The 13612-nt window shown below is 44.5% G+C and carries 7 protein-coding genes; 5 read left to right on the top strand and 2 right to left on the bottom strand.

Annotated features, from left to right (window positions below; all coding sequences use genetic code 11):
• Positions 1–939: 939 nt before the first annotated feature.
• Together RDO37_RS06660 and RDO37_RS06655 are read right to left on the bottom strand one after the other, a co-directional pair.
• Positions 940–1950, bottom strand: a complete 1011-nt coding sequence (locus RDO37_RS06660) for a bile acid:sodium symporter family protein (RefSeq protein WP_281709594.1) — start codon at positions 1948–1950, stop codon at positions 940–942.
• Between the two features lie 1160 nt (positions 1951–3110).
• The gene (locus RDO37_RS06655; protein ID WP_308498526.1) at positions 3111–3893 is read right to left on the bottom strand and encodes a hypothetical protein; all 783 of its coding nucleotides are present in this window, start codon (positions 3891–3893) and stop codon (positions 3111–3113) included.
• Positions 3894–5219: 1326 nt separating this feature from the next.
• On the opposite strand from RDO37_RS06655, the gene RDO37_RS06650 reads away from it, so the two are divergent.
• The 5 genes from RDO37_RS06650 (at position 5220) to leuD (ending at position 13201) form a co-directional block, all read left to right on the top strand.
• Entirely contained in the window at positions 5220–6386 is a 1167-nt protein-coding gene (locus RDO37_RS06650) for a Gfo/Idh/MocA family oxidoreductase (RefSeq protein ID WP_308498525.1), read from the top strand.
• An 856-nt stretch (positions 6387–7242) separates the two neighbouring features.
• Positions 7243–8886, top strand: coding sequence for a 2-isopropylmalate synthase (gene leuA, locus RDO37_RS06645; protein ID WP_308498524.1), 1644 nt, complete (start codon positions 7243–7245; stop codon positions 8884–8886).
• 712 nt (positions 8887–9598) lie between these two features.
• Positions 9599–10672 (top strand): 3-isopropylmalate dehydrogenase, encoded by a 1074-nt coding sequence (leuB, locus tag RDO37_RS06640; protein WP_308498523.1) that lies wholly within the window; start codon positions 9599–9601, stop codon positions 10670–10672.
• Between the two features lie 349 nt (positions 10673–11021).
• A complete protein-coding gene (gene leuC / locus RDO37_RS06635; RefSeq protein ID WP_308498522.1) occupies positions 11022–12437 on the top strand; it encodes a 3-isopropylmalate dehydratase large subunit in 1416 nt (471 codons plus the stop codon).
• A gap of 152 nt (positions 12438–12589) precedes the next feature.
• Positions 12590–13201: a 3-isopropylmalate dehydratase small subunit gene (gene leuD / locus RDO37_RS06630; protein WP_273324425.1), complete on the top strand. Its 612-nt coding sequence runs from the start codon at positions 12590–12592 to the stop codon at positions 13199–13201.
• The last annotated feature ends 411 nt before the right edge of the window (positions 13202–13612 follow it).

Raw genomic sequence — 13612 nt, 5'->3', positions numbered from 1 at the left:
GGCCTTGGCTAAAAATATAACTTGTATAAACGCGCTGCGCCATGATCTTTTATGACTGCAGCAGAGCGATGTTACTCGCTTTAACACTGTATATCGCGGTTGGTGCTCTACGATTTAAAGCACCGGGCTTAATTAAGGCTGTAGCCTCTTAAGCGGATGTTAACGCTGTTCGTTGGCAGTAAAAAGTAATTAAAGCCCAGCATCAAATCAAGCCTGAGAGCTGGCAAAAACTGTGTTGCCAATGCCATGCTCAAAGTTAATGCTGTTGAACATAAAGCTATAGAGTTTAGAGAATGTCGTTGTGCTCTGTTAGGCCATGCATGATGGTATATGTATGCATAGCCATGCTCTATATCTTAGATGGGGTAGTGGCTGTTTACTTCTTATTGCTATAAATTGGTACTCTTAACGCTTAACTATAAGTACGCTTGGGGCTTAGGTTTAAGCACGCTTGGGTACTTGATGACGGTAATCAAATATAACCTTAAAAAGAAGCAAGGCAAACCTTAAAACTCGGGTAGAGCAAAAGCTAGAGCCTTGAAAGGTATTTCTTCAAAAGGTGCGTCAGAGCCTAAATAACGAAACACTTGGTAAGTTGCGTTGAGCTTAATGGCTGTTACCATCAAGCTAATGCGGTATGGAATGTAAAGCATCAGTAACATCGCTTTGATTGAGTATTTGCACTATTAAATGCAAAGAACCTGTAGAACTCTCTAGCCATAAATTTATGGGCATGAGGTCAATCGCGATGCGCTAGAAGACAAAGCTTGCATCTATATAAGCTGCCATAGCTTGTATATGGCTATGGCCTCAAGATTGAGCGATTCCTTTTGAGGTTAAGCATGCGCTGATCTTGAATGCTTTCAAGCATTACTGCATACATTAGGCAGCTTGCTTGGTGCAGCTTTGGCTTTGTTTGCTTACTTCCGTGAGTGTTAATTAGGCGTTTGATACCTCAGTTAAGTTAGCGCTGTTGTTTGATTGTTCTTGAGTCTTGTTAGAGCTCTTAGCTTGCTTTTCATCCTCATCTGCCATATTGGCAAAGATGGTTGCCAAGATTGGGCCTGAAATGTTGTGCCATACTGAGAAGATGGCTGAAGGCACTGCAGATAAAGGATTGAAATGAGCCATGGCTAAGGCTACACCCAAGGCTGAGTTTTGCATACCGACTTCAATAGACATAGCCTTGCTCTTCTTTAAATCCATCTTGAAGAGCTTGGCCAGACCATAGCCTAATGCAAGACCTAAAACATTGTGCAGTACTACTACTGCGAAAATGATAAGACCAGTTCTAGCGATTTGATCGTGGCTTACAGCAACCACTGAGCAAACGATAGCGACAATAGCAAATACTGAGATCAATGGCAGAGCTGGCAGTGCGCTTTGCACGTGTTTGCCAAAGAAGGTGTTAACTAAAACACCGGCGACAATAGGCAGCACCATCATCTTAACGATGGTCATGAACATTGCCATTGGATCTACGGTGACCCACTGATCTGCAAAGAAGTAAATGAGTGTTGGGGTGACCACCGGAGCAAGCACTGTGGTGCAAGCAGAGATGGTTACGGATAAAGGAACATCACCACGGCTTAAGAAAGTCATGACGTTTGAGGCAGTACCGCCTGGGCAGCAGCCGACTAATATGACACCAACGGAGACCTCAGGAGAGAGGTTTAAAATGATGCATAAGGCATAAGCTAAAAGAGGCATAATCGCAAACTGACCTACAATGCCAATAATGACATCAATAGGACGCTTAATCACTTCTGAGAAGTCTTTTGCACGAAGGGTAAGACCCATGCCAAACATTACAATACCGAGCAGAATGCTAATGTATGGAGCAAGAATCTTGAAGTTCTCTGGGAAGTAGAAAGCAATAATTGCGGCGGCAATTACCCAAAAAGCAAAGGTTTTGCCGAAAAATGCGCTCAATTTAGCTAAGTTATGCATAGAAGCCTCCAAATTGCTCCTGCATATGCTTAGCTTGCATCTGACCTTTATTGCGATTACACATCCATTCTTTAAATGTGCGATGCATTCGCTTGGTCTGATGCAAGGCTGCTTTAGTGCAGGAGGCGTAATTAGTATTTGTCATATAAGCCTCGGCCTTGCGGCGGGTTGTAGTTGAAAATCAACGCTCAAACGAAATGTCTTAAGCTCTTGACTGTTCTAAAACTAAATCTCTTTGCATAAGGTCTATGCAGCAAGATTAACCAAAGCTAGCGATATGGTTCAGTCTCTAGCTTCAATCACTACTACTAAAAGAAAAATAAATTGAGTAGTGATTCGTTAAATAGTTTTAAGTTCAGTGTGGGTAAAAGGAGCTGAGCACTCATAGCAAGAGGTATAGATAGCTTCGCTTAGGAAGACCTTGAAGCATCTACAGCTATGAACTTTTGCTCAGAGCGTGTTTTGATTGTAGTAACAAAAATGAAGCAAAAAGCACTCATGCTCTATAAAGATGCGTCAAAATTTACTTTCACAAAAATGAACCTGCCTTTGCATCTATTTTGTGCACTATACATACACAAAAACTAAAATTGTATCTAGCAACGCCCAAGCAAGTCATCACAGCGCACCAATTTATGATGGTTTTGCACGCATAAAGCAGCCGTACTGCAATAAAAGAATCATGCAATAGCAACCAAAACTGTAGCACTCCCATCATCCAAAATGCAGCAAGGTTGCTTTTGCGCCTAGAGCAAGGTCATTGCTTCGCCATTGAAATAGCACTAGCAACAGTAATTGGCCAGTCGCCCACTGTTAATTACTCCTTACGAAAATAAGATAAGAGTGCTGTTTTGAAATCTCAGAATATGTGAAAGAAAGCTCTATACAGGCAGCATGATCTTGCGAGCGGGCGAATGACAATATAAGAGCAAGTGGAATGACAATATAAGAGCTAGTGGGCAAGGACAAAACAAGCGCTAGCGGGGATGGACAAAACAAGCGCGAGTTGGTGAAGTACACGATGGCGCGAGCGGCAGTCGAGGATGTTTTTGTCGTGGTCTAGAACGACAAAAGGCAGCTTAAAGCTGCCTTTTTAAAAGAGAGGAGCCGAGTTAGCGGCAAAAGTACGGGCCTAAAGAGTAAGCGTTAGCTTTTTACTCTTAGTTAAATAAGGACTTAACGTCATGGCCGCTGATGCCATCGGCGCGGGTAGGCTGCTGTGGAGCTGGCTCTAACATGTCCTCTTCTTTAACAGGCTTTGGCATAGCCTCAAGCTCTTCAAGAGAAATGGTGCCGACTTTCTTGATGCTCTCCATGGCAAAGAAACGCTTGAACCATTTGTTTGGATCAAGACGGATGGAGTCGTGGCTGTAGTAAAGGTGCTCAGCAAAGTTATTCATAAAGCGATTGTCAATCGAGGTATTGGCGGTTAAGAAGCCATAGAGTTTACCTGCTGGATCAATAATAGCTGGTGGATTTGAGGAGTACTTATTCCAAGGACTGATCTTTGAGACAATGGAGCCGTACTCGGTGTTACTATTCCAAATGCTGATATGACCAGTTGGAGAGCCAAATGGACTTTCAGTATTCCAAATAGAAATATAGTAGTCAGGAGTACAGTTGAGGCAGCCTAAGAAGCGAGTTAACTTCTGATCGCCATAGAGCAGCATAGGAGTTTTGTTGGCAGCTAATAAAGCTTTGATCTCCTCAGCTTCCTTTTCCTTAGCTGTCTTTTCAATATCGCTAATCTTTACTTCTTCTTGAGCCTTAATTTCTTCAGCTTGTTGTTTCTTTTCAAGATCACGCTCAGATACACCTGAGTAACGTGGGCCACCAAGAGAATAGGCTGAAGATACATTAAAAACGCTACCAAGCAGTAATACAGTAGCGATAGCTACACCGCTTAGTGCCTTCTTTGATAAAGCTTGCTGAATAAGGCTCATAAAAGTAGTTCCTGTAGATAGAACTAAATACTTAGCACCAAAGAGGCTATGTTTAATTGCAAAGCCACGCACATGGTATGTGAATAGAAGTTAGGAGCCGTGATTAACTGCTCGCATCAAGTAATCATCGGAGCTAAGTAAAGTGCATAAATGTTTAGCCAGATCATTAAGTGATAGGCTAGCTTGGTAATTGTAATGCACTTTGTAGATACAACATGGCGAAAAAAAAGAATTTATGTACAAAATAGAGGCATTGATCGTGTTATTTTTTGATTTTTGTTTCACATCAGTGCACTAAATTGCCTCTTGAGACTATAGATGGACACTCATGGAGCGCATCATAGACCAAATTTCAACATCTCAAGACCTTGCACACATGACACAGTAGCACCTCACAGCGATCGAACTAAGCACAGCTAGCTGACTGTGCACAGCTAGCACTTTGCAGCTAGTGGATCAGGCCAAATCCAAGTGGTACGAGACGATTGTGCCTGCAACAGAGGCCACGTCTTACAGTCAATGCGAGGGGATGAGGAGCTACTTAATGCACATCAGAATGATGATCTGTTAATTGCGCAAATTGATCCGATTGGCGGTGATCTTATGTAATGGCAAATGAATGCTTCAACGTGCGGCGCGAGACGACGCGATTAATATAATCATGCAGGTATAGAGCCGATTTGCAGGTGCTACAGATAACTGTTGTCACGGGGCATAATTGCTTTGTTGTTTGTGGTGATCTCTTGCTAATTGAGGCGATGAACTTCTTAAGGATATTGATGCGGTGGTTGTTGAAGTTCTTGTAAGCTTGATTGGGCAATTTTTTCGTGCTTTAGCTAGATACAAAGTTATAAATCAAAGGCAAGGATCAAGTATCATATGCATGATCAGGATCCTAATTTGCCAAATTTCTTAGATCTTTAGGAAAACTTATGCCTAAAGTGCAGTCTAAGGAATAGGCACAGTTTGAAGCTAGGTATTTCCTACTAAGCTGCCTTAGTCTTGATCTTGAGGCATTTGGCTACATATAAAAGACTCTTAAGAAGGTTGGCGTCCAATCTTTTTAGCTTGCTGTTTGTAAAGCCAATGTCTGTGCTTTTGGTAGAACATTTGCCAATGTACATTAGCATTTACAAGCTTGTACTCAATGGCAAATGCAATCGACCCGTGCTTGGAATTTTTAGTTGTCTTGCTTTTGGATCTGTCGCTTTGACGCTGTTAGTTAATGGCGCTACAGAGGATGGGGCATGCAGGTAGCTCGTCATTTTCAGCTTGGGTTTATTTATTTTGTAGCATGCTTTATTCATCACTGTTTTAAGGTTGACAATGGGTAAGTTACGAATTGCTGTAATTGGCACTGGCAACATTGCTAGGCAACACGTTGAGGCTATCTTAGCCTGTGGACAAGAGCTAGCTGGTGTATGTAACCACAACATCGAAAAGGCTATGCTCTTTTTAAGCTCCTTTAGCGGACGTGAGGGAGTTGCGCCGGCGGTGTTAGAAGAGACCGTATTTGATAGCGTTCCTGCTATGTTAGATACGGTAAAGCCTGATCTGGTCTATATCACTACTCCACACAAGACTCACGTTGATAATGCCTTCCACGCTGTACAGCGCGGCATTCACTGCATTATCGAAAAGCCAATTGATATTTCTCTTGCAAAGGCAGCTTATTTAAAAGAAGAGTCTGAGCGTTCTGGTGCTTTAGTTTCCGTTATCTCTCAAAGCCGTTTCTTCCGTCCGTGCGAGCGTATTCGTAATGCTATTGAAGATGGCCGTATTGAGCCAGCCTTTGGTATTGTAAATGTGCAAGCCTGGCGTGATGAGGCTTACTATCGTTCCAATGAATGGCGTGGTACCTGGGCAGAAGAAGGCGGTGGCGTGTTAGTGAACCAAGCTGTACATGAGCTCGATTTGCTTAGCTACTTCATGGGTCGTGTTGAGAGCGTCTACGGTATCTGGCGTAACGTTAACCATCCATATATTGAGGTAGATGATACTGCTCAGGGTATTGTGACTTTCGAGTCTGGTGCTACTGCAACTATCTTAGTCTCTAACAGCGTTAACCCAGCTCAGTCAGCCTATGTACATATTGTAGGCACTAATGGTCATACCTTAGGCATTCAGACTCATGGCGGTGTTGAAATTAACCCTGGTATCAAGCCAAGTTCATTCCGTGCTGTAAATGATGTCTTTACCTTAGAAAGCCCAGAGACCATGGAACGTTATGCTCAAAATGATTATGAGGGGGTTACCGATGATAACTACTCATACTTCTACTTCATCGAGCATTTAAAGGAAATGATCCATGCCATCGAAAACCAAAAAGATGGTATGAATGTCCGTCTGCGCAACAATATCGACTCATCTTTATGCTGTATGTTGATTGCTCAGGGCATTTACTTAAGTAATAAGTTAGGTCGTCCTGTTACCCGTAAGGAAATCATCGACGACTCCATGCTTAGGCTGACCAACCCAACCGCAGCAGAGTAGTGGCTACTTACTCATCAAATTCACTAAGCGCTCTTATTTAGGTTAGGCGCTTGTTATAGAGGGCGAACGCAAAGCAAGATAAGTCTTGTAATGCGCTCGCCTTTCTTTTATGCCTTGCCTTGCGTTGGGTTAAGGTGCAATTGAAAGAAGGGTGACTATTGCAATTTTCTAAGTGACAATGAGGTCAAAAAGGTTTTTGAGGATTACTTTTGTGTGTCGTGGCGGTGCAAAGTCGTGACTGTTTAAGTGCAAGCAGTACAAATTATGTTTCTAAAGTGTGCAAACTGCGTATTTGACAAGTAAGAGGATTGAGCTTGCCAAAATGGTCAGGTTAAACTCAATACATCAATCAATTACAAAAAAGTGGTTAAGGCCATCTAGATAAGAGTATTAAGCACAGCCTTTATGAGCATGTAACATAAAAGGTAGTAGTTCTTCAAAGCCGGATTTCTCAAAGAAGCGTGCTTAGTTTCATTAAGGTGAGCACTTAACTAAAAGGTGTAGACATGATCGCAATCATTTCCCTTATTCGACTTATTCTACTTAAGTTGCCAGGCTTCTGAGTGACTCGATCTGTCATACCTTTTTAAAACAAAAGAGGGGCCTGGTAGTAAAAAAACTAGGCCCCTTTTTTATTCCCATTAACCACAATATACACACCACCAACTTAAGAGACAAATCGGCAAAAAAAGAGCGTTTTACGCGTCGAGCGCGTTGCTTGTTTAGCATGTCGATTGTGTAACACGTTGAGCGTTTCACGCGTTGCAATCGATGGCTGCGGCCTTGTTTAGGTCGCTTAGTTGTCAAGATATGAGTTGGTTTAGATAAGTAGCAATCAGGCATCCAAGGAAAGCTTATGGATAAGGTCGATAACAATCGAGTGATTATTTTTGACACCACCTTAAGAGATGGCGAACAAGCCCTGCAGCAGTCATTAAATGAGCGTCAGAAGTTGCAGATTGCTCTCATGCTTGAGCAGTTAGGTGTTGATGTCATTGAAGCAGGTTTTCCTGTGTCATCCCCAGGTGACTTCTCCTCGGTTAAGCTTATCGGCCAAAACCTCAAAAACGCTATTCCATGCGGTCTTTCTCGTGCAGTAGAGCGTGATATTGATGCTGTGAAGGAGGCATTAAGCTCTTGTGAGCGTTTTAGAATCCATACCTTCATTGCAACTTCTGATGTACATGTGCAAGACAAGTTACGTAAGAGCTTTGATGACATCTTAGGCATGGCTGAGCATGCCATTAAACATGCGCGTCAATACACCGATGATGTGGAGTTCTCTTGTGAGGATGCAGGTCGTACTCCGATAGACAATCTCTGCCGTATGGTCGAACACGCCATTAAAGCAGGTGCAAAAACCGTAAATATCCCTGATACCGTGGGCTATACCATACCAAGCGAGTTTGGCAACATCATCGCTACTTTGTTTAACCGCGTACCGAATATCGATCAGGCGGTCATCTCAGTGCACTGCCATAACGATTTAGGTATGGCCACTGGCAATAGCTTAGTTGCCGTGCAAAACGGTGCTCGTCAGGTTGAGGTATGTGTTAACGGCTTAGGCGAGAGAGCAGGTAACTGCAGCTTAGAGGAAGTGGCCATGGCGCTGCGTACTCGTAAGACTCTGTTTAACGGCCTGTACACCAATATTGTGCCAACTAACATTGCACGAGCCTCTCAAATGGTTGCAGGTATTTGCAATGAGAAGGTACCGCCACACAAGGCTATCGTAGGCTCTAATGCCTTTGCACATAGCTCCGGCATTCACCAAGATGGCGTGTTAAAAAATCGCAGCACTTACGAAATCATCACCCCAGAGAGCGTGGGCTTTAAAGAGAACAATCTGCACATGACAGCCCGTTCTGGTCGACACATGATTAAGTCACGCTTAAATGCGCTTGGTTATGCAGATGATAGCTTTAACTTAGATGATGTATATAGCCGCTTCTTAGAGCTTGCAGATAAGAAAGGTGAGGTTTTTGATTACGACTTAGAGTCCTTGTTGTTCTTTAGCCAGACTATGGAGGACAAGACTCAGTTTACTCTTGAAAACCTCAACGTAATTTGTGGAGGCTCTGGCACCATCCCAACTGCTTCAGTACGTATGAAGATCGGTGATGAGTACTTTATCGATTCTGGTACCGGCGATGGTCCAGTCGATGCCGTATTTAACTGCATTACACGTTTGACTCGTATTGATTGCAAGCTTGTCGACTATAACTTATCTGCTACTTCAGGCGGTATGAATGCCCAAGGTAAGGTCGATGTCGATGTGATGTATAAAGGCCGCAAATACCACGGTCGCGGTTTATCCACTGACGTTATCGAGTCTTCAGCTTTAGCTTTAGTTAATGCATGCAATGCCATCTATCGCGCTCAGATTATTGAGCTTGAAAAGGCAGCATCGCACAACGGCATGCCAGCTGACCCAGACTCTCAAGGGGCTATCGCAGCAGTGGAGGCTAAAGCTGCCTCATTGGTGCGTGGCCAGATATAAATAGAGCATTGCCGTTGGCCTTTTAAGAACATTTGTTGAGGCGCGGCAAACTAACCAAGACAGAATTTTAGGCAAAGCAAAAGGTAAAAACACATCCTCAGCTTTGCCGCAATTTACAGAATTTTTTAGGCATCTGACTCAACATCAGCTTAGCTAACCTTTAACCCAACTTAGCCAAGTCCCAGGCTCTTACCAAGACACCTGGTCTTTATGAGCTATTTTGCTCATAAGCAGCACTGTGCAATCTGCATAGTGTTGAGGGGCGTTTAGATCAACCCGCTAAACACGCCCACGGCATCTACCAAGGCTAACGCTACAGCTTGATGTTGAGGCATTGCTACCACGCATGCATGTCTTACGCATCAGAAAGATATAAGCATGACGCATCAAAACAAGCGCTATTGCATGCCTCGTACTAGGCATGATGGCTTGCAACGGCCATGTACTCCGCCAAAGCGCAAGCATTTAGTAATGATCGCTTGCCCGTCATTGATGGCAGAAGCCATGGCTAGTACTAACGCTTAAGAGTCGATGTTGAGTTGCTTATGCGCAAGCTCTGGCAATGGGGCGCAAAGACGTCTGCAGATGCGTATGCATAAGCACATGTATATGCAAAAGCAAATGCTGATGTAGATGCGCATGCATCTACACATGCACATGTGCATGCATGAGCGTGGAGCATGATGCCGAATTTAGAAAACAAGGGTTATAAATGGAATACAAGATTGCAGTTTTGCCAGGTGATGGCATTGGTCCAGAGGTGATGGCAGAGGCCATCAAGGTGTTAGATGCAGTAAGTGCCAAGCATGGTTTTACTCTTAACTACACCTTTAAGAATGTCGGCGGTGCCGCGATTGATGCACAAGGCTGTGCTCTACCTGAGGATACTTTGCAAACCTGCGAAAACTCTGATGCCATTTTGTTTGGCTCAGTAGGCGGTCCAAAGTGGGAGACACTGCCTCCAGATGAGCGTCCGGAGCGCGGATCACTCTTACCACTGAGAAAGCACTTTAAGCTCTTTTGTAACTTTAGACCCGCACGTATCTTTGAGGGCTTAGAGCATTTAAGTCCACTGCGATCTGACATTGCTGCTAAGCATTTTGACATCTTGTGCGTACGTGAGTTAACCGGCGGTATCTACTTTGGCAAGCCAAAAGGTACTGAGGGCGAGGGCAAAGATGAGTGTGCTTATGACACTGAAATCTACTATCGCTATGAAATCGAGCGTATTGCCAAGACCGCTTTTGAAAGCGCCATGCTACGCAATAAGAAGGTTACCTCTGTAGATAAAGCCAACGTCTTAAGTAGCTCCATCTTATGGCGCAAAGTTGTTGAAGAGGTGCATCAAAACTACCCTGAGGTCGAGCTTGAGCATATCTATGTAGATAACGCCACGATGCAGCTGGTAAAAGCTCCTCATCAGTTTGACGTGATGCTGTGCAATAACATCTTTGGCGACATTCTCTCTGATGAGATTGCCATGGTCTCAGGCTCCATGGGTCTGCTCTCATCTGCAAGCCTCTCTGAGAGTGGCTTTGGCTTATACGAGCCAGCAGGTGGCTCAGCTCCTGATATCGCAGGTAAGGGTATTGCCAACCCAATTGCCCAAATCCTCTCAGCTGCCTTGATGCTGCGTTATTCCTTAAAGCAAGAAGCTGCAGCTAAAGACATTGAGGCGGCTGTCTCCAAAGTGCTTGCCTCAGGCATGCGCACTTGCGATTTAGCAGGTTCAGGTGACTTTGTCACCACCAAACAAATGGGCGAAGCCATTGTAGCTGCCCTGTAATTAAACCCATAAACATCAGCCACCCGAACTCCTTGCAATGAACTAATAGGCAAGTAGCTACAAGAGGCCAGCTTTGCATGCACCAAAGGCACGAAGCTTAGGTGCAAAGCACATCTCAGTGTAGCCTAAGCTTACGTGCTAATGCGCCGTAGTACTGTTTCATAGTCATGCTGTCGATGGCAGCCAGGACTGTCAGCCTAGCTAGGACAGACAGGGCAGCCATAACAGCATGGATGGCAAGGGCAGTACGAATTTGCATCTTGCAATCTTGCGGTGCGGGCGCTGCAGTGTGATGGTCTGATGGTGTGGGGAATGGTTTGACGAGATTAGCAAAGATAAGAGAAGGCAAATGGGCAAGACACTGTATCAAAAGGTTTTTGACGCTCACGTGGTATATCAAGCAGAAGGTGAGTGTCCAACTATCTATATCGATAGACATTTAGTGCATGAGGTGACATCACCTCAGGCGTTTTCAGGCTTGGAGATCGCACATCGTCAGATGAGACGACCAGATCTGACTTTGGCCACTGTAGATCACGATATTTCAACACAAGAGAGCACTATTGAAGCTTGCTCTCCGATGGCACAGGATCAGATCAAGACTTTGATGGCCAATACACAGAAGTTTGGGGTGAAGTTCTTTGGTCTTGGCGATCCTAATCAAGGCATTGTACATATCATTGGCCCACAAACTGGTTTTACTTTGCCAGGCACTACTTTAGTCTGTGGTGATAGCCATACTGCTACTCATGGTGCCTTTGGTGCTTTAGCTTTTGGTATTGGTACCTCTGAGGTAGAGCATGTTATGGCCACTCAGACATTAAAGCAGGTACCGTTAAAGACCATGAAGATCTACTGCCATGGTCGCTTAAAGAAAGGTGTTTACGCTAAAGACCTGATCTTATATATCATCGGCAAGCTCACAACTGCAGGTGGTACTGGTTACGCAGTCGAGTTTTGCGGCCCAACCATTGATAACTTGTCCATGGAAGGCCGTATGACCTTATCTAATATGGCCATCGAGTTTGGTGCTCCGGTGGGCATGATTGCTCCTGATGAGAAGACCTTTGAGTATCTGCGTGGTCGTATGTTTGCACCACAAGCTGAGGAGTTTGATAAGGCCGTTGAATACTGGAAAACCTTAAAGACTGATGATGACGCTGTCTTTGACAAGGTAGTGGATATTGATGCCGCTTTAATCGAGCCGCAGATTACTTACGGTACCAACCCAGGTCAGGTAATTGGCGTCTCAAAGTCAGTACCAAAGATCGACGCACAAAAGGATCCTGTAATTAAGAAGTCACTTGCAGATGCTCTGGAGTACATCGGACTTAGTGAGGGCAAAAAGGTCACTGGTGCTCGTATTGAGGTAGCATTTATTGGCTCTTGCACCAATGGCCGTATTGAGGACTTTAGAGCTGCTGCTAGCATCTTGCAAGGCCGCAAAGTAGCTCCATGGGTACGTGCTTTAGCTGTGCCTGGTTCTGCTTGGGTTAAAGAGCAAGCTGAGCGTGAGGGCTTAGATAAGATCTTTATTGATGCTGGCTTTGAGTGGCGTCTGCCTGGTTGTTCCATGTGTCTTGCTATGAATGATGACAAGGCTGAGTCAGGTCAGCGCGTAGCCTCCTCTTCAAACCGCAACTTTGTGGGCAGACAAGGCAAGGGTGCGCGTACTCATTTGATGAGCCCAGCGTCAGTAGCTGCCTGTGCTATCAAGGGCTGTCTGTGCGATGTACGTGACTTCATCGACCACGACGACAAGTAAGTAACAGCAACAGGGTGCGCAAGACAATGCAGTCAATGCTTAGAGCATGATCCAATCAATGATGCGCAAGACAATACAGTCAATGATGCGACCATGAGTCAGTCAATGCCTAGAGCATCTTTGATGTGCACCTTAAGTTTGAGGTTTTATCCATGGAAAAGTTTACCGTTCATACTGGTGTTGCTGTGCCATTAAACTCAGCTAATATCGACACTGATCAGATCATCCCAAAGCAGTTCTTGCTCGCTACTACGCGAAAAGGCTTTGGCAAGCATGCCTTTCATGATTGGCGCTACCTTGATGATGCCGAGACTCAGTTAAATCCTGATTTCAATCTCAACAAGAAAGAGTATCAAGGAGCCTCAGTACTCGTAGCTCAAGATAACTTTGGTAATGGCTCTTCGCGTGAGCATGCCCCATGGGCTTTAACTGATTTTGGCTTTAGAGCGGTGATTGCTCCATCCTTTGCTAATATCTTCAACAAAAACGCTTTAGGCAATGGATTACTGACCGTCAAGCTCAAGGGTGAAGAGGTCAACGAGCTCATCACTTATCTTGAGCAAAACGCAGGTGCTAGCGTCACCATCAGCCTTGAAGAGATGTATGTACAGTGCGGTGATAAGCGCTATAGCTTTGATTTAGAGCCCTTCTATCGCAACTGCCTCTTAAATGGCCTCGACAACATTGATCTTACTTTAGAGCATTCTGACGCCATTAGCGCCTACGAAAAGTCCTCCACTACTTGGAACGTAGGCACCAACTAATCCCCTCTACCGCAGCCATGCATAGCATCTAGAGCCCATGGCTGCTCTCGCCTTGCCTAGCAGGCAAAGCCAAAGCTACCCTCAGATTGAGCAATGCATCCTAGCTAGGCATGGCGCTGCCTAAGGCTTGGCTATCTCATGATAAGACCTGTCTTATGCTCATGCCGTGATTTTGATGCAATTGGACTCATACAGAAGCTTGAGCATGCCTGTTAATGAACGCGGCATGCTTAGGAGCTGGGCCTTAACATGAGCAGGGCCTTGGCATGAGCTCTGACATTGGGGATCTAATTCAATAATTTCTTGTTTCATGCTGATTTTAATTTTTTTAAAACTTAATTTTCGCTGACTCTAGACTCTTTAAAGGCTGTTCTCATATCAACTATGGCGTTATAGATAAACTCACTGTGT

It is taken from the genome of uncultured Anaerobiospirillum sp. (genome assembly GCF_902485895.1).
Classification (GTDB): domain Bacteria; phylum Pseudomonadota; class Gammaproteobacteria; order Enterobacterales; family Succinivibrionaceae; genus Anaerobiospirillum; species Anaerobiospirillum succiniciproducens.
This window is presented reverse-complemented; position numbering and strand designations above follow the sequence as displayed.